General features: G+C 73.7%; 17 protein-coding genes. 6 read left to right on the top strand and 11 right to left on the bottom strand.

The annotated features are described in order from the left end of the window. Window positions 1-39: 39 nt before the first annotated feature. From Ae717Ps2_RS37495 to Ae717Ps2_RS28330, 4 genes are all read right to left on the bottom strand, one after another. Window positions 40-207, bottom strand: coding sequence for a hypothetical protein (locus Ae717Ps2_RS37495; protein ID WP_158071556.1), 168 nt, complete (start codon window positions 205-207; stop codon window positions 40-42). 450 nt (window positions 208-657) lie between these two features. Then, a complete protein-coding gene (gene trpA, locus Ae717Ps2_RS28340) occupies window positions 658-1,452 on the bottom strand; it encodes a tryptophan synthase subunit alpha (RefSeq protein WP_075308960.1) in 795 nt (264 codons plus the stop codon). After that, window positions 1,452-2,714 carry a tryptophan synthase subunit beta gene (gene trpB / locus Ae717Ps2_RS28335; protein ID WP_020623504.1) on the bottom strand — a complete coding sequence of 421 codons (1,263 nt, stop codon included), beginning with the start codon at window positions 2,712-2,714 and terminating at the stop codon, window positions 1,452-1,454. Before trpB ends, trpA begins: the two co-directional genes overlap by 1 nt. 159 nt (window positions 2,715-2,873) lie before the next feature. Next, window positions 2,874-4,118, bottom strand: a complete 1,245-nt coding sequence (locus tag Ae717Ps2_RS28330; RefSeq protein WP_020623503.1) for an MFS transporter — start codon at window positions 4,116-4,118, stop codon at window positions 2,874-2,876. A 49-nt stretch (window positions 4,119-4,167) separates the two neighbouring features. Between Ae717Ps2_RS28330 and Ae717Ps2_RS28325 the strand changes: the two genes are divergently transcribed. The 3 genes from Ae717Ps2_RS28325 to Ae717Ps2_RS28315 all read left to right on the top strand — a co-directional run bounded on the left by Ae717Ps2_RS28325 (window position 4,168) and on the right by Ae717Ps2_RS28315 (window position 7,249). Continuing rightward, complete coding sequence (locus Ae717Ps2_RS28325) at window positions 4,168-4,938, top strand: FadR/GntR family transcriptional regulator (RefSeq protein ID WP_083695469.1); 771 nt, start codon at window positions 4,168-4,170, stop codon at window positions 4,936-4,938. Window positions 4,939-5,056: 118 nt separating this feature from the next. Beyond that, on the top strand, window positions 5,057-5,644 hold the full coding sequence (gene mscL, locus Ae717Ps2_RS40565) for a large-conductance mechanosensitive channel protein MscL (RefSeq protein ID WP_020627732.1): 588 nt from the start codon (window positions 5,057-5,059) through the stop codon (window positions 5,642-5,644). Window positions 5,645-5,836: 192 nt separating this feature from the next. Further along, entirely contained in the window at window positions 5,837-7,249 is a 1,413-nt protein-coding gene (locus tag Ae717Ps2_RS28315; RefSeq protein ID WP_043282049.1) for an APC family permease, read from the top strand. Window positions 7,250-7,374: 125 nt separating this feature from the next. Here the strand turns inward: Ae717Ps2_RS28315 and Ae717Ps2_RS28310 are convergent, their stop codons facing one another. Further along, complete coding sequence (locus Ae717Ps2_RS28310) at window positions 7,375-8,340, bottom strand: TIGR03557 family F420-dependent LLM class oxidoreductase (RefSeq protein WP_075334082.1); 966 nt, start codon at window positions 8,338-8,340, stop codon at window positions 7,375-7,377. Window positions 8,341-8,695: 355 nt separating this feature from the next. On the opposite strand from Ae717Ps2_RS28310, the gene Ae717Ps2_RS28305 reads away from it, so the two are divergent. Beyond that, window positions 8,696-9,109, top strand: coding sequence for an STAS domain-containing protein (locus Ae717Ps2_RS28305; RefSeq protein ID WP_020627735.1), 414 nt, complete (start codon window positions 8,696-8,698; stop codon window positions 9,107-9,109). A gap of 72 nt (window positions 9,110-9,181) precedes the next feature. Here the strand turns inward: Ae717Ps2_RS28305 and Ae717Ps2_RS28300 are convergent, their stop codons facing one another. Next, window positions 9,182-10,072: a LysR family transcriptional regulator gene (locus tag Ae717Ps2_RS28300; RefSeq protein WP_075308966.1), complete on the bottom strand. Its 891-nt coding sequence runs from the start codon at window positions 10,070-10,072 to the stop codon at window positions 9,182-9,184. Window positions 10,073-10,142: 70 nt separating this feature from the next. Between Ae717Ps2_RS28300 and Ae717Ps2_RS28295 the strand changes: the two genes are divergently transcribed. Continuing rightward, complete coding sequence (locus Ae717Ps2_RS28295) at window positions 10,143-11,294, top strand: TDT family transporter (RefSeq protein WP_075308968.1); 1,152 nt, start codon at window positions 10,143-10,145, stop codon at window positions 11,292-11,294. A 6-nt stretch (window positions 11,295-11,300) separates the two neighbouring features. Here Ae717Ps2_RS28295 and Ae717Ps2_RS28290 read toward each other — a convergent pair whose 3' ends face one another. Continuing rightward, window positions 11,301-12,113, bottom strand: coding sequence for a GntR family transcriptional regulator (locus Ae717Ps2_RS28290; protein ID WP_020627738.1), 813 nt, complete (start codon window positions 12,111-12,113; stop codon window positions 11,301-11,303). A 51-nt stretch (window positions 12,114-12,164) separates the two neighbouring features. Then, on the bottom strand, window positions 12,165-12,569 hold the full coding sequence (locus tag Ae717Ps2_RS28285; RefSeq protein ID WP_075308970.1) for a hypothetical protein: 405 nt from the start codon (window positions 12,567-12,569) through the stop codon (window positions 12,165-12,167). A gap of 190 nt (window positions 12,570-12,759) precedes the next feature. Between Ae717Ps2_RS28285 and Ae717Ps2_RS28280 the strand changes: the two genes are divergently transcribed. Next, window positions 12,760-13,452, top strand: a complete 693-nt coding sequence (locus tag Ae717Ps2_RS28280; protein WP_075308972.1) for a TetR/AcrR family transcriptional regulator — start codon at window positions 12,760-12,762, stop codon at window positions 13,450-13,452. Here the strand turns inward: Ae717Ps2_RS28280 and Ae717Ps2_RS28275 are convergent. The 3 genes from Ae717Ps2_RS28275 to Ae717Ps2_RS28265 all read right to left on the bottom strand — a co-directional run bounded on the left by Ae717Ps2_RS28275 (window position 13,449) and on the right by Ae717Ps2_RS28265 (window position 16,288). Next, on the bottom strand, window positions 13,449-14,663 hold the full coding sequence (locus tag Ae717Ps2_RS28275; RefSeq protein WP_075334081.1) for an NAD(P)/FAD-dependent oxidoreductase: 1,215 nt from the start codon (window positions 14,661-14,663) through the stop codon (window positions 13,449-13,451). The genes Ae717Ps2_RS28280 and Ae717Ps2_RS28275 overlap by 4 nt on opposite strands. A gap of 81 nt (window positions 14,664-14,744) precedes the next feature. Next, a complete protein-coding gene (locus Ae717Ps2_RS28270) occupies window positions 14,745-14,945 on the bottom strand; it encodes a ferredoxin (protein ID WP_020627742.1) in 201 nt (66 codons plus the stop codon). Further along, window positions 14,945-16,288 carry a cytochrome P450 gene (locus tag Ae717Ps2_RS28265; protein ID WP_083695467.1) on the bottom strand — a complete coding sequence of 448 codons (1,344 nt, stop codon included), beginning with the start codon at window positions 16,286-16,288 and terminating at the stop codon, window positions 14,945-14,947. Before Ae717Ps2_RS28265 ends, Ae717Ps2_RS28270 begins: the two co-directional genes overlap by 1 nt. Between the last annotated feature and the right edge of the window lies 1 nt (window position 16,289).

Below are 16,289 nucleotides of genomic sequence, written 5' to 3'. Positions count from 1 at the left end.
GCCGCAGGGGTGCGGTGACCGGATGCGGAACCGGGCGGTTCACCGGTCGCCGGGCGTGCGCCCGGCCGGTGAGGGTGCCCGCAGCGGGCGGGGGTGGTGGGTGCGCGAGCGGTGGACCGTCACCGACCGGCCTCGGGCCGGTCGTGGGTGCGACGCTGCGGTCGCGCGGACGCCGGGGGTGCGTCCGCGCAGGGCGGGGCGGGTCATCGGATCACTCCGGTTCGTGGAACCGGCCGGGTGGGGAGCCCCGGCCACCGCCACGGCGTCCGAGGGGGAGCGGGCCGCGGTGCGGTGACACGAACATAGGAACCCCACCGCGGCGGGGTTGCGTTCCTGAGAGCACCCACCGCCGTCCGGTCGTCGCCGTCCGGCGGGCGGGGTCCGATCGCTCCGGTCGGCCTACCGACCTACGGCCGACCGCCGCGACGACTCTCAGGGACCTCACGCTCACCGCGCGCGACCACCGCTGGTCCCGTCCGATCGGCCCCCGACGGCACGCACCGGCCCGCGGACAGGGCCGACGGCGGCGACGCGTCTGCGCCCGGCCGCGGCGGGCCCGAGCCCGGCGGTCGACCACGACGCACCCTCGTGGCGCCGCGGTCGCACGGCAGGTCGGACGGCAGCGCCCCTGGTCGGAGGCGCGGCCGGGTGACTCCGTCAGGCGGAGACGCGCTCCGCGGCCCGGACGCCCTCGGCGAGCTCGCGGGCGAGCGACTCGACCGCGGACGGCCCACCGGACTCCAGGGCCTGCACGAACGCCGTGCCGACGATGACGCCGTCGGCGTAGGAGGCGACGTCGGCCGCCTGCTCCGCGGTCCGCACACCCAGGCCGACGCACACCGGCAGGGTCGCGTGCTCCCGCGCACGGGTGACCAGGTCACGAGCCTCGACGCCGACCGAGCGGACGCCGGTGACGCCCATCAGGGACGCGGCGTAGAGGAAGCCACGGCTCGCGCCGACGGTCATCCGCATCCGCTCGGGGGTGGTGGTCTGGGCGACCAGGAAGATCCGGTCGAGGTCGTGCTTCTCCGACGCGGCGAGCCACTCGTCGCAGTCGTCGGGCAGCAGGTCGGGCGTGATCAGACCGGAACCGCCCGCCTCGGCGAGGTCGGCGGCGAACCGCTCGATGCCGTAGCGGTCGACGAGGTTCCAGTAGGTCATGACCAGCGCCGGCGCGCCGGCGTCGACGACCCCGCGGACGGCGGTGAACGCGTCGCGGGAGCGGGCGCCGTTGTCCAGCGCCTGCTGGGTGGCGCGCTGGATGACCGGGCCGTCCATCAGCGGGTCGGAGTAGGGCAGCCCGACCTCGACGACGTCGACGCCGCCCGCGACCATCGCCCGCATCGCCTCGACCGAGCCCTCGACGGTCGGGAAGCCGACCGGCAGGTACCCGACCAGTGCGGCGCGGCCCTCGGCCCGGACCGCCTCGATCCGCTGCGCCACGCTGGCCATCAGACCGCTCCGTCCGTCACGGCGTTGCCCTCTTCGTCGATGAGCTGGAAGTACTTCGCCGCGGTGTCGACGTCCTTGTCGCCACGGCCGGACAGGTTGACCAGCACGACCTTGCCCTCGCCCAGGCGCTTCGCCTCGCGCAGCGCACCGGCCAGCGCGTGCGCGCTCTCGATGGCCGGGATGATGCCCTCGGTGCGGCAGAGCAGGCGGAAGGCGTCCATCGCCTCGGCGTCGGTGACCGACTCGTAGCGGGCGCGCTTCATGTCGTGCAGCCAGGAGTGCTCCGGGCCGACGCCCGGGTAGTCCAGACCGGCGGAGATGGAGTGCGAGTCGCGGGTCTGGCCGTCCTCGTCCTGGAGGATGAAGCTGCGCGAGCCGTGCAGGACCCCGACGTCGCCGCCGCCGATCGACGACGCGTGCCGCGGGGTGTCGACGCCGTCGCCGCCCGCCTCGAACCCGACCAGCTCGACCGAGGTGTCGTCGAGGAAGGCGTGGAAGATGCCCATCGCGTTGGAGCCGCCGCCGACACAGGCGCACACCAGGTCGGGCAGCGCACCGGTCAGGTCCTGGACCTGCTGGCGGGCCTCGACCCCGATGATCCGCTGGAAGTCGCGCACCATCGCCGGGAACGGGTGCGGACCGGCGACCGAGCCGATGAGGTAGTGCGTGTCGGCCACGTTGGTGACCCAGTCGCGCATCGCCTCGTTCATCGCGTCCTTGAGGGTGCGCGTGCCCGAGGTGACCGGGCGGACCTCGGCGCCGAGCATGCGCATCCGGGCGACGTTGAGCGCCTGGCGCTCGGTGTCGACCTCGCCCATGTAGACGACGCACTCCAGCCCCATCAGGGCGGCGGCGGTGGCCGAGGCGACACCGTGCTGCCCGGCGCCGGTCTCCGCGATGACCCGGGTCTTGCCCATCCGCTTGGTGAGCAGTGCCTGGCCCAGCACGTTGTTGATCTTGTGCGAGCCGGTGTGGTTCAGATCCTCCCGCTTGAGCAGGATGCGTGCACCGCCCGCGTGCGCGGCGAACCGCGGCGCCTCGGTGAGCAGGCTCGGACGCCCCGAGTAGGTGCGGTGCAGCTCGGCGAGCTCGGCCTGGAAGGCCTCGTCGGTCATCGCCGCGTGGTAGGCCTGCTCGAGCTCGTCCAGCGCGGCGACCAGCGCCTCCGGGACGTAGCGGCCGCCGAAGCGGCCGAAGTACGGGCCGGTCTGGTCGACCAGCCGCGCCGTGTCCCCGGCCGGGGGAAGGGCGGTGTCGGTCACGAGTACTCCCTGACGGATCGAGGACCCCGATCTCGGGCCGCCGCCGGGCGGAGATGCGCCGGGAGATCGGACGTCCACGACGGTACACCGGGCCCACGACGCCGGACGCGGCACCGGGGGCTCTCATATATCACCGCGACGGTGCCGCGCGGCCGGCCTTCAGACGAGTCGCGGGCGTCCCGCGACCCAGCCCAGCACCATCTCGACGACGATCACCACGCCGAGCAGCACCAGCGACGGCGTCCAGGAACCGGTGGCGCCGTGCAGGACCCCGAACAGGAACGGACCCGCCGCGCCGATGAGGTAGCCGAAGCCCTGCGCCATCGCCGACAGGTCGGTGGTCTCGGCGGACTCGCGGGTGCGCAGCGCGATCACGCCGAGCCCCAGCGGGAAGACCGCCATGCCGGTGCCGAGCAGGACCGTCCACAGCCACGGCGCGGCGGCCGGGGCGATCGCGAGCCCGGCGACGGCGGCCAGCGAGCAGCAGGCGAGCCCGACGATCCAGCCCGACTGCGACGGCCGGTTCAGCGCGATCGGCGGGATGATGAAGCTCAGCGGGATGCCGATGAGGTTGATCAGGGCGAGCATCAGGCCGGCGTCGGTGCGGGTCACCCCGACCGAGACGAACAGCTCCGACAGCCAGCCCATCGCGACGTAGGCGACGCAGGCCTGCAGCCCGAAGAACGCGGTGACCACCCAGGCCAGCGGGCGGCGCACCATCGGGCGTCGCTCCACGGCCTCCGCGGTGCGCACGACCGGCTCCGGCTCGCCGTGCCGGGCCCCGGCGGCCCACACGACGAGTGCGGCCAGCGACAGCAGCGCCCACGCCCCGACCGCGCCGCGCCAGCCGCCGAGCAGTGGCTCCAGCGGCGGGGTGAACGCCGCGCCGATCCCGCCACCCGCGGCCAGCGCCGCGGTGTAGATGCCGGTGACCCGGCCGACGGCGTGCGGGAAGGACTGCTTGACCACCACCGGGATCAGCACGTTGCCGATCGCGATGCCCGCCGCGGCGACGAAGGTGCCGCCGAGCACGACCCACGGGCCGTCGACGACGCGCAGCACGAGCCCCGCGGTCAGGACCGCCATCGCCAGGCCGATCGCGCGGGCCGTGCCGAGGCGACGGGCGAGCAGCGGGGCCGCGATCGCGGCGAGACCGAAGCAGATGGTGGGGACGGCGGTGAGCACGCTGGCCCAGATCGCGGAGGCACCGAGGCCGTCGCGGACCTCGCCGAGCACCGAGGACATCGAGGTCACGGCCGGACGGAGGTTCGCGGCGGCGAGCGCCACCCCGACGACGAGCAGGGGGGTCCCGACGAGCGCGCCACGGCGCGACGGCCCGATGTCCTCGGCCCGTCCGGTGGCGATGGTCTCCTCCGCGCGTGTCTCCTGCTCAGCAATGCTCACGAAACAGTATTGTTACAGACGTAGGATGTTCGGATGGAAGGATGTTCCGGTGCCTCTCGTCACAGCGCGCCGCGGTGGCCTGGTCGACCAGGTCATCGGTCAGCTCCGTTCCGCCATCACCGGCGGTGAGTGGCCGGTCGGCGCCCGGATCCCGCCGGAGTCGGAGCTGGCCTCGTCGTTGGAGGTCGGCCGGAACACCGTCCGCGAGGCCGTCCGTGCCCTCTCCCACGGCGGCCTGCTGGAGGTGCGCCAGGGCGACGGCACCTACGTGCGGGCCACCACCGAGCTGTCCGGGGCGCTGCGCACGCTGTGCGGCCCGGAGCTGCGCGAGGTGCTGGAGGTCCGCCGCACCCTGGAGGTCGAGGCGGCCCGGATGGCGGCCGCCCGCCGGACCGACGCCGACCTGACCGTCCTGCGGGCCGCGCTGGCCGAGCGCGACCGGGCCGTCGCCGCCGTCGCGGAGTGCGGCCGTCGCGGGGAGGAGCCGGACGCCGCGGACGTGGAGCTCGCCGCCCGCGCCGACACCGACTTCCACGTCGCCGTCGTCCGCTGTGCGGGCAACAGCCTGCTCGTCGAGCTCTACCGGGGCGTGGTGGAGGCGGTCGCGGACAGCGTGAAGACCACGATGCCGGGCACCGCGGGCACCGACGACGACATCTCGCACACCGGGATCGTCGATGCCATCGCGGACGGCGACGTGGACCGCGCCGCCCGCGAGGCCGGGGACTTCCTGGACCGGCTCATCGCCGCCCGCCCGGGCGTCCCGGACGCCTCTGCCCGCACGGACGCTCCGGCGGCCGGGGCCGGCCCCACCGCCTGACCCCCACCGCCCGGGCCGGTGCGGCACCGGGCAGCCGCAGGCCCGGCGCGGCGGTCCCGGTCCGGTTACCCTCCTGCGCCGGACCCACCCCGCCCCCGACCCCGAGGAGTGCTCCGGCGTGCTGAAGGGCTTCAAGGAATTCCTGCTGCGCGGCAACGTGATCGACCTGGCCGTCGCCGTCGTCATCGGTGCGGCGTTCACGTCCGTGGTCACCGCCTTCACCAAGGCGTTCCTGGAGCCGCTGCTCCGGTTGTTCTCCGGCGGGGAGAACGCCGTGCCCCCGGGCACGATCCCGCTGACCGACGAGGTGCAGCTCGACTACGCGAGCTTCCTCAACGCCGTCATCACCTTCCTGATCACCGCCGCGGTCATCTACTTCCTGGTCGTCTTCCCGATGAAGTGGCTCCAGGACCGCCGCAGGCGCGACGCGGAGGACCCGGCCCTGGAGACCGACCTGGACCTGCTCAAGGAGATCCGCGACCTGCTCCGCGACCAGGCCGAGCGGGACCGCGAGCGGACCCTCGCGCCGTCGCCCGGTGCCGTCGGGCAGCCAACGGCGCCGGCGCCGCCGGTGCCGCCCGGGCAGCCACAGGGCCGTCCGCTGCCTCCGCAGCCCGCGCCGCAGGCACCCCGGCCCGGCCCGGTCGACGACGGCCACCCCGAGCCCTACCCGGACACTCCGCGCCGGCCCCGCCACCGCGGCTGAGCCCGGTTCCTCCGGGGCGCCGCCCGACGGCCCGCGAGCAGACATCGGAGGGTGGCCGTCCCGTGGCCGACGGCACACACACTCGTTCCGGAGGAAACACGCCGCCCTTTCGACTCGACACGGCACGAACCCCCCACCAGGCTGGCCCGGTCGCGGGCGGCACCGGGCCGCCGCGGAGGGGAGCACGGCACGATGGCGGAAGCCACGACGCAGGTGGCGGAGGACGGTCCCGGGCTGAAGCGCGTCATGGGGCCCAAGCTGCTGCTGCTGTTCATCATCGGCGACATCCTGGGTACCGGGATCTACGCCCTGGTCGGTCAGGTCGCCGAGGAGGTCGGCGGGGCGGCGTGGGTGCCGTTCCTGGTCGCCTTCGCCGTCGCCATGATCACCGCGTTCTCCTACCTGGAGCTCGTCACCAAGTACCCGCAGGCAGCGGGCGCGGCGCTCTACACGCACAAGGCGTTCGGCATCCACTTCCTGACCTTCATGGTCACCTTCGTGGTGATGAGCTCGGGGATCACCTCGGCGTCGACGGCGTCCCGGGCGTTCGCGGCGAACCTGAACGAGGGCTTCGGGCTGGACCTGGGCAACGGCGGGATCGTCCTGATCGCGCTCGGCTTCATGCTGCTGGTCGCGCTGGTGAACTTCCGCGGCGTCGGCGAGAGCGTGAAGCTCAACGTAGTGCTCACCCTGGTCGAGCTGTCCGGCCTGCTCCTGGTGATCCTGATCGGGATCTACGCCATCGCCGGCGGCGACGCCGACTGGTCGCGCGTGGTCGCCTTCGACACCCCGGAGGACAAGGGGGTGTTCCTCGCCGTCACCTCGGCGACCTCGCTCGCGTTCTTCGCGATGGTCGGCTTCGAGGACTCGGTGAACATGGCCGAGGAGTGCCACGAGCCGCGCCGCATCTTCCCCAAGATCATGATCACCGGCCTGACCGTCACCGGGATCATCTACGTGCTCGTCGCCATCTGCTCGGTGGCGCTGGTCCCGGTCGGCCCGCTGGCCGCGAGCGAGACTCCGCTGGTCGAGGTCGTCCGCGCCGGCGCCCCCGGCATCCCGGCCGACGTCGTGCTGCCGTTCATCTCGATGTTCGCCGTCGCCAACTCGGCCCTGATCAACATGCTGATGGCATCGCGGCTGCTCTACGGGATGGCCAACCAGGCCGTGCTGCCCAAGCCGCTGGCCAGGGTGCACCCGTTCCGCCGCACGCCGTGGGTGTCGATCATCTTCACGACGCTGATCTCGTTCGCCCTGATCAGCTACGTGTCGCTCGACTCGGACTCCGACGTCGTCTCCGCGCTCGGCGGCACCACGTCGCTGCTGCTGCTCGCGGTGTTCACGATCGTCAACATCGCGGTGCTGGTGCTGCGCCGCGACCGGATCGCCGAGGACCACTTCCGGGCTCCGCCCGGACTGCCGATCGTCGGCGCGGTCGCGAGCCTGTACCTGGTCCTGCCCTTCTCCGGGCGGGACGCGATCCAGTACGAGCTGGCCGGGCTGCTGCTCCTGCTCGGCCTGGTCCTCTACGGGATCACCCTGCTGCTCAACCGCAGCCTCGGGGTGAAGACGGCGACCCTGGACCCGTCGAAGCTGGACGGCTGACGAGGGGCCCGCTCGTCCCGGTGCCTGCCGCGGCGCGGTCACCGGGACCGTACGGCCGACCGGCCGTGGTCACGGTCGGGCACCGGACACGTCGCACGCCGACCCGTCCGGTGCCCGATCCGTGGTCACCGGTCGGCGAGGTCGCGCAGGCGGCCGGCGAGCTGCTCCTCGTAGAAGGTGAAGAACTCGTCGACGTCCGGTCCGGCGCTGATCAGCGCGAGCCGGTCGTAGCCCGCGTCGGCGAAGCCCTGCACCGTCGCGACGTGGGCCTCGACGTCCGGGCCCGCTCCGAACGCGTCGGCCATGTCCTCCTGACGGACGAAGGCCGTCGCCGCCTCGAAGTTGCGCACGTTGGGCAGCTCGGCCTGGATCTTCCAGCCGGTCGGACCGAACCGGAACAGCCGGTGCGCCGACTCCAGCGCCGCGTCGACGGTTCCGGCGTAGGCCAGCGGGACCTCGGCCCAGCGGGAACCGGTGCCGCCGGCGGCGGTGTAGGCGTCGATCAGGTCGGTGCGGGGCTCGGTGGCGAACAGGCCGTCACCCAGCTCACCGGCGATCCGGGCCGCCTTCGGCCCACCCGCGGCGACGACGATGTCCGGCAGCGTCTCCGGCAGGTCGAACACCCGCGAGTCCTCGACGGACAGGTGGGTGCCGCGGTAGGTCCGGTAGCCACCGGTCCACAGCAGCCGGATGATCTCCAACGCCTCGCGGAGCATCGCGTGCCGCACGCCGACGACCGGCCACGGATGTCCGGTGACGTGCTCGGACAGCTGCTCGCCCGAGCCGACGCCGAGGGTGAACCGGCCCTCGGACAGCAGCGCGGTCGTCGCCGCGGCCTGGGCGATGATCGCCGGGTGGTAGCGGATCGTCGGGCAGGTCACCCCGGTGGCCAGGCCGATCCGCTCGGTCCGCATCGCGATGGCGGCGAGGATCGACCAGGCGAACCCGGAGTGGCCGTGGCTCTCCAGCCACGGGTGGTAGTGGTCGGAGATCTCGACGAAGTCGAAACCGGCCTCCTCGGCACGGACGGCCTGACGGACCATCTCCTGCGGTGTGTAGGCCTCGGCGAAGAGCTTGAAGCCGATCTGCACGACGGGTGTCCTCTCCTCGGGTGTGCCCCGACGGGGTTCCCGGCGGTCGGCGGATCACTCCTGCGGCAGCCGGACGATCGACCCGGCGGTGTGCCGGTACACCCGTCGGCCCGCGCCGCACGACGGTCACGGCGCCGTCGCCGGCCGGGTCCTCCGGCCGCGGTGATGCGGAGGTGGTCACCCGGTGAAGACTGTCCCTCGGGCCGGGATCCTGCAGGTCGACCGGTGGACAACCGACCCGGGCCCGGTACGGTGAGCCCATCGGAAACTCGGCCGCACGTTCCCGGACACGCGGCCCCGCCCCATCGGGCAGGCGGGGTCGCCGGCCAGGCGTGCCCGGCGTCGGGCGGCCGTCGTGACGGCGGCCGAGCCCGACCGCCGGCGGCTCGGCCACACGGGCAGCTGGCCGGAACCGCACTCCCGGGTGAGCCTGCGCGAGCACACCCCGGCGCCCGGGGTGACCGTCCTCGAGGTGATCGGCGAGGTCGACCTCGCCGAGGCCGAGGCGATCCGGGTGCGGATGTCGGAGATGCTCCACCAGACGCGACCGGCGCGGGCCCTGCTGGACCTGTCCGGCGTCGGGTTCCTCGGGTCGCACGGTCTGACGGCGGTGGTCCGGTCCTCGCGCGCGGCCGGCGAGGCCGGGGTCCGCCTGGACGGGGTCACCGGCCCGGACAACCGGGCGGTGATCCGACCGGTGCGGATGACCGGGCTGGACCAGGTCATCACCTGGTACCCGGACCTCGACACGGCCTTGGCTGCCTGCTGAGCCTGCACCTCGACGGTCCCGTCCGCGGCGCCCGTCCGTCGCGGACGGGAACCTGCGGTGCCCCGGGACCGGTCAGCGGTGAGCCGCGAGCCGCACCAGGACCAGCGCGGGCCCGGACGGCGCGCGGCCCCGCCGCCAGGCGGCGCGCAGGCGTCGCTGCAGGTCGGCGCCGCGCACCGGGACCGTCCGCAGCGTTCCGGCCGCCACCTCGGCCGCCACCGCCAGACCGCTGATCACCGCCGGGCCCGCGCCGCCCGCGACCGCGTTCTTGATCGCCGTCGTCGAGCCGAGCTCCAGCACCGGCGGCGCGAGGTCCCCGAGGGCGCGCTCCAGGAACTCCCGGGTGCCCGAGCCGGGCTCGCGGGCCACCAGCGGCGTCGTCGCGAGCCGCGCCGCGTCCACCGCACGGCGCCGGGCCCACGGGTGGTCCGGCGCGACGACGAGCACCAGCCGGTCCCGCCCGACGACCTGGCCGTCGAGGTCGGCGGGCAGGTCCGGGCCCTCGACGAATCCGAGGTCGGCGTCGCCGGAGCGGACGTCGTCGACCACCTCGGCGGTGTTGTGCGAGGTCAGCGTGACCGCGGTGCCGGGCAGCTCGGCGCGCAGCGCGACCAGCCAGCGGGGCAGCAGGTACTCCGCGACGGTGAAGCTGGCGGCCACCCGCAGCCGGGCCGCCCGGTCGGTGCGCAGCGCGGCGACGCCCTCGTCCAGGGCGTGCGCGGCGTCCAGCACGGCCCGCGCCCGTTCGACGACGAGCGCCCCGTCCGGGGTGAGCCGGGTACCGCGCGGCGACCGTTCCAGCAGGGTCAGCCCGAGTGCGGCCTCCAGCGTCCTGACCCGGGCGCTGACCGCGGCCTGGGAGATGCCGTGGACCGCGGCAGCCCTGCCCATGCTCCCCAGGGTGGCGACCGAGACCAGCAGGTCGTAGGGCACGAGGTCGGCGACGCGCGGGGACAGGGTCACAACCTCTGATTGTGACTCCGCAACGCCGCGACGGGTACCGCCCGGTCACCGACCGGCCGACCGTGGGGACATGACCACGCACCTCCGTCCCCCGGCCGCGGCCGCTCCGCCGCACGCGTTCGTCCGCCTCGGGCTGCTGCGCGGGCTCGACACCCCGGGCGACGCGGTCCGGTCGTTCGGGCCGAACTGGTTCGCCGCGGTGATGGGCACCGGGATCGTCGGCGGGGCCGCCGCGACGCTGCCGTTCCGCTCCCCGCTGCTGACCGCGTGGGCGACCGGGGTGTGGGGCCTGGCCTCGGCACTGCTGGTGGTGCTCGTGGCCGCGGCGGTGGCGCACCGGGTGCGCTCCCCCGAGCGGGCCCGCGCGCACGCCGCGGACCCGGTGGCCGTGCAGTCCTACGGCGCCGTCGCGATGGCCTTCATGACGGTCGGCGCCGGCGCGGTCCAGTTCGGCCCTGCCGTGCTCGGCGCTCCGGCCGCGCTCGCGACGAGCGCGGTGCTGTGGCTCGTCGGGACGGTGTTCGGGCTGGTCACCGCGGTCGGCGTGCCGTATCTGATGATCACCCGGCACACGGTCGGGCCGGACGCGGTGTCCCCCGCGTGGCTGCTGCCGGTGGTGCCGCCGATGGTGTCGGCCGCGGACGGGGCGCTGCTCGTCGTGCACCTGGCGCCGGGCCAGGGCCGCACCACGCTGCTGCTCGCCTGCGTCGCGCTGTTCGGGATGAGCCTGTTCGCGACGCTGGCCCTGCTCCCGCAGATCTGGCACCGGCTCGTCGTGCACGGGACCGGCCCGGCGGCGGCCGTCCCCACCCTGTGGATCGTGCTCGGCCCGCTCGGCCAGTCGGTCACCGCGGCCGGGCTCCTGGCGAACGCCGCGCCCGGCAGCGTGCCGGAGCCGTACGCGGGCGCCGCGGCGGTGATCGCGGTGGTCTACGGAGTCCCGGTGTGGGGGTTCGCGATGCTGTGGCTGGCGCTCGCGGCCGCGGTGACCCTGCGGACCGTCCGGCGGGGACTGCCGTTCACGCTGACCTGGTGGAGCTTCACCTTCCCGTTGGGGACCTGCGTGACCGGCACGAACCTGCTGGTGGAACGGCTGGGGACGCCGGCGCTCGCCGTCGTCGCTATGGCGCTGTACGTGCTGCTGGTGGCGGCCTGGCTCGTCGTCGGTGCCCGGACCGTGCACGGTGCGCTCGTCCGCTCCGAACCTGCTCGCCCCGCATAGGGGCGTTCAGCGACGCGGGTCGCTGCGGTCGGGGGCCTTGAGCAGGTCGAGCTGGTAGCCGTCGCGGGTGGAGAAGTCGGCCCGCAGCACGAAGCGGTCCCCGCGCACCAGCGTGCGGCGCCACTCGACCGGGCGCCCCTTCGCGCTGCCGAGCCGGGACACCGAGAACGCGGCGGTCGACGGGCTCCCGCCCAGCAGCCGGTGTTCGGCGGGGGTGGGCAGGATCGGCGCGATGGTCTCGTGGCCACCGGTGAGCACCACGCCGCACAGCTCGGCGTAGCGCTGGTAGAGGGCGACCCCGGTGAAGTCGGCGTGCAGCAGCGGCGCGGCCAGGTCGTGCGGGAGCCACACCCGGTCCAGCGCGAGCGGCTCGCCACCGGCCAGCCGCAGCCGTTCCAGGTGCACCAGCGGTGTCGACTCCTCCAGGCCGAGACGCGCCGCGACCACGCCGTCGGCGCGGACGTCCAGGGAGCGCACGACGCTGCGCTGCTCCAGGCCCATGGCCCGGACGGACTCGTGGATGCTGTACAGCGCGCCCAGGCGCTGGGCGGTCTCGACCGGCGCCGCCTGCCGCGACGGCCGGCCCCGCGTCCCGACGACGCGGCCCTCGTCGCGCAGCACCTTCACCGCCTGGCGGACGGTGTGTCTGCTGACGCCGTACTCCCGGCCCAGGGCGAGCTCGCCGGGGAAGCCGTGGGTGAACGCGTCGGAGTCCAGGCGGCGGCGCAGGTCATCGAGCAGCTGCTCCCAGAGCAGCCGCCCCGGCTCGCGACGGAGCACGGCGGGTCCGGGGACCGGTCCCGACTCGGCGTCACGCACCCCGCTGAATGTACGGACCGGGCACGCGGACGGGCGATCCCGACCGACGGGTCAGCGGAGCGACCAGGTGCAGGCTCCGGTGAGGACGACCGACTCGCCGTCGAGGATCCGGGCGGCGGCCGGGCCGTGCAGGACCCCGCGGGACACCTCGGTGCCGTCCACGCCGGTGCGCGTGTAGCCGCACTCCCGGCCCGGGGTCGGACCGTCGGTGGCCCAGGTGCCCGGTGCGAGGTCGAGACCGGCGCGGTACACGCCCTCGGTCGCCTCCCGCGCCGGGACGGGCGCGGCCCGGTGGACGGTGGTCGCCTCGGCACGGTCGTCGCCGTTCACGATCGCCCCGCCCAGCAGCACCACCGGCACGACCAGCGCCAGCAGCAGCCACGGCCACAGCACGGTGCGCTGACCCGCCGCGGCGCGCTCCGCGTAGTACCGCCCGTACGGTCCGGTGCTGTCCATCCACCCGCCTCACGTCCGACGTCACTCTGGTGATCGAAGCGGATACCCGAGAGTGTTACGTCCCGTCCCACGATGTGAGCGGACGAGTGTCGTCATCGATCATCGACCCCCCTCGGACGACGAACCCCGGGGTCGGGTGGAGCAGCACGTACGGCCGTCCGTCACGCCGCCGAGGGCTACCCTCCCCGGCATGGCTTCCCCCGCGGGCGGACCGCACTCGCCCCGCCCCCGCCGCACGCAGGACGAACGCCGGGCCAGCAGCCGGGCCATCATCCTCGCGGCCGCCCTCGACGAGCTGTACGAGCACGGCCACGCGCACTCGACGACCGTGACCGTGCAGCGGCGCGCGGGGGTGTCGCGCGGGCGGCTGCTGCACCACTTCCCGAGCCGCGAGTCACTGCTCATCGCGGCCGCGCAGCACCTGGCCGCCGAGCGGATCGCCGACATGGAGCAGTGGGTGGTGGACTCGGAGTACGGGGGGACCACCGGCACCGCCCGCTGTGAGCGGGCCGTGGAGCTGCTGTGGGGCACGTTCATGCAGCCGTACTTCTGGGCGTCGATGGAGCTGTGGGTCGCGGCCCGCACCAACGACGACATCCGTGCCGAGCTGCTCCCCGCGGAGCGGCGCCTCGGCACCGCGGTGGCCCACGTGGTCGCCACCCTGTTCGGCCCCGCGCTGTCCAGCCACCCGGCCTTCGACGAGTGCCGCGAGCTGCTGTTCACCAGCATGCGCGGGGTCGCGATGACCTACGCCATCAACCCCCGCGACCACGAGACCGAGCCGCACCTCGCGAGCTGGAAGCGCCTGGCCCGCCGGATGCTCGAGGTCGACGACGGCGATGCCGCGGACGCCTCGGGTCAGCACGGCCAGCGGAACGGTTAGCCCACCCCGGCGAACTCCAGCGCCTCGGCCCAGCTCGCCCGCTTCGAGATCAGCCGCTTGTACTTCATGATCTGGGTGGGCCGGTCGATCGTGATCGTCCCGACCAGCCGGTCGCCGCGCCGGTAGAGCGCGAGGAAGCGGTCGTCGCCCTGCTCGGAGGACACCACCCGGATCTCGTCGGCGGCGGGCCGGCCGACGAACTGGATCCGGCTGGAGTACCAGTCCGACCAGAAGTACGGAACGGTGCCGAGCTCGGTGGCGTTCGCCGGGTCCAGCGCGTTCCTGGCTGCCACCGCGCCCTGCTCGGCGGCGGTGGTCCAGTGCTCCAGCCGCATGACCTCGCCGTCGAACAGGTGGTTCGGGAAGTGCACGACGTCGCCCGCGGCGTACACCCCGTCGGCGGCACGCAGCGTGGCGTCGGCGACGACGCCGCGGTCGCGTTGGTGCAGCTCGACGCCCGAGCCCTCCAGCCAGCCGGTGCACGGGGACACCCCGATCCCGACGACGACCAGGTCCGCCGGGACGATCTCGCCCGACCCCAGGCGGACCCCGGTGACCGCGCCGCCGGAGGACTCCAGCCCGTCGACGGTCTCTCCGCAGCGCAGGTCGGTGCCGTGCGCGCGGTGCAGGTCGGCGCAGGCCTTGCCCATGTCCTCGCCGACCGAACGGACCAGCGGGACCGGCAGGGTCTCCACGATCGTCGCGGGCAGGCCGCGCTTGCGCGCCGAGCTGGCGACCTCCGAGCCGATGAACCCCGCACCGATGACGACGGTGCGGGCGCCCGCGTCCAGCGCGGAGCGGACGGCGAGCGCGTCGTCCCAGGTCCGCAGCGCGTGCACCCCGGAGAGGTCCTCGGTGCCGGGCAGCGTCCGCGCCGCCCCGCCGGTCGCGACGACGAGCGCGTCGTAGCCCAGCTCGGCGCCGTCGCCGAGCCCGACCAGTCTCGCCGCGGTGTCCAGCGAGGTCGCCGGGACGCCGAGGCGCAGCTCGACCCCCAGCTCGTCGCGCAGGTGCTCCTCGGTCCGGAACCGCGGGTCGGCCGGCTCCTCGCCGGTGTCGTCGAGGAAGGCCTTCGACAACGGCGGGCGATCGTAGGGCAGGTGCCGCTCGGCCCCGACGAGGGTCACGGCGCCCCGGTGGCCGGCCTTGCGGGCCGCCTCGACGGCCCGGATGCCGGCCAGCGACGCACCGACGACGACGAGGTGCTCCACGGTGTGCTCCTCCGGAGAAGGGAGTGGGGACGCCGGGAGTGGCGGTCTCCCGGCGTCCCCGCGGTGAGGGGGTGTGTGCGGTCAGCTCTCGACGAGGCGCAGCGCCTCGGTCGGACAGGAGGCGATCGCCGCCTCGCAGGCCGCCCGGTGCTCCTCGGCCGGGGTGGCGTCCAGCACCGCGAGCGAACCGTCGTCGCGGACCTCGAAGAGCTCCGGCGCCTCGGCCTCGCACAGGCCCAGGCCGCTGCACTTGCCCTCGTCGAGCTCGATACGCAGACCCATCACTTCTCCAGGGAGAATCGGAACGGCATGCGCTTCACCCCGCGCATGAAGTTGGTGCCCAGCAGCTCGGGCTCGCCGACCTCGAACTGCGGGATGCGGAACAGCAGCTCGCGAAACAGCGCCTTGAGCATGGACTTCGCGAGCTGGTTGCCCAGGCAGAAGTGCACGCCGCCGCCGCCGAAGCCGGTGTGCGCCTTCGCGTTCTCCCGGGAGAGGTCGAACTTCTCCGGGTCGTCGAAGACCTTCTCGTCCATGCAGCCCGACGGGTAGAACATGACGACCTTGTCGCCGGGGACGATCTTCTTGCCGCCCAGCTCGGTCTCGACGACCGCGGTGCGGCGGAAGGTCATGACCGGGCAGGCGTACCGGACGAACTCCTCGATCGCGTTGTTGATCCGGCCGTCGAAGTCCTCCATGAGCCACTGCTTCTGCTCGGGGAAGTGGGTGAAGGCGCGGACGGTGAACGCCGAGGTGTGCCGGGTGGTGTCGGTGCCGGCGACCGCCATGAGCACGAAGAACGAGCCGATCTCGAACTCGTCGAGCTTCTGGCCGTCCACCTCGGCGTTGATCAGCGAGGTGATCAGGTCGTCGGACGGCTCCGCGGTCTTCAGCTCGATGAGCTCGGCGGCGATGTCGTGCAGGTTCGTCGCGGCCTGCACCTGCACCTCGTCGGCGGCGCGGCCGGCGAGGACCTCGTCGTCGGCCCAGGCGACGATGTCGGCGGCGTTGCGCTCAGTGGCCTCGCGCAGGTGCTCGGGGACGCCCATGATGTCGCAGAAGATGCGGGTGGGGAGCACCTTCGCGACCCGCTGGACGAAGTCGATCTCGCCGGAGGGCTCGGCGACGACGTCGTCGACGATCTCCTTCGCGGCCAGCGCGATCCGGTCGTCGATCAGCTTGATCTGCTTGGGCGTGAACGCCGAGGCGACGAGCTTGCGGAGCCGGTCGTGCTTGGGGTTGTCCATCGCGAGGAAGGACTGGGTCAGCTCGAGGAAGATCGGCGGGAGCAGGTCGAACAGCACACCCTGCCCGGAGATGAAGGTGTCGTTGTCCCGGCTGACCGTGACGATGTCGGCGTGGCTGACCACCGCCCAGTAGCCGGGGTCGTCGGGGTCGGGGGTGACGGCGTCGTCGACCGGACGCTGCCAGGAGACCGGCTGCTCGCGGCGCAGGACCTTGAAGGTCTCCTCACGCTGCTCCGAGGTCTGGTTCCAGAACGCCTTGGTCGAGATGTCGATCGGGTAGTGCTCGGGCTTGCCCTCGCTGGTGGCCGGGATCATGTCCACGGCGTCCGGGTCGTACATCTCCGACTCGAAGTCGGTGGCGTCGAAGGTGGCGGTCATC

It is taken from the genome of Pseudonocardia sp. Ae717_Ps2 (assembly GCF_001932475.1).
Taxonomy (GTDB): Bacteria; Actinomycetota; Actinomycetes; order Mycobacteriales; family Pseudonocardiaceae; genus Pseudonocardia.
The sequence above is the reverse complement of the archived record's forward strand: the minus strand, read 5'-3'. Positions and strand labels throughout refer to the sequence as shown.

Coding starts and splice junctions, on each gene's coding strand:
- Ae717Ps2_RS37495 (WP_158071556.1), bottom strand. CDS start 207: ATGACCCGCCCCGCCCTGCGCGGACGCACCCCCGGCGTCCGCGCGACC.
- trpA (WP_075308960.1), bottom strand. CDS start 1,452: ATGGCCAGCGTGGCGCAGCGGATCGAGGCGGTCCGGGCCGAGGGCCGC.
- Ae717Ps2_RS28315 (WP_043282049.1), top strand. CDS start 5,837: ATGGCGGAAGCCACGACGCAGGTGGCGGAGGACGGTCCCGGGCTGAAG.
- Ae717Ps2_RS28295 (WP_075308968.1), top strand. CDS start 10,143: ATGACCACGCACCTCCGTCCCCCGGCCGCGGCCGCTCCGCCGCACGCG.
- Ae717Ps2_RS28285 (WP_075308970.1), bottom strand. CDS start 12,569: ATGGACAGCACCGGACCGTACGGGCGGTACTACGCGGAGCGCGCCGCG.
- Ae717Ps2_RS28280 (WP_075308972.1), top strand. CDS start 12,760: ATGGCTTCCCCCGCGGGCGGACCGCACTCGCCCCGCCCCCGCCGCACG.
- Ae717Ps2_RS28270 (WP_020627742.1), bottom strand. CDS start 14,945: ATGGGTCTGCGTATCGAGCTCGACGAGGGCAAGTGCAGCGGCCTGGGC.
- Ae717Ps2_RS28265 (WP_083695467.1), bottom strand. CDS start 16,288: ATGACCGCCACCTTCGACGCCACCGACTTCGAGTCGGAGATGTACGAC.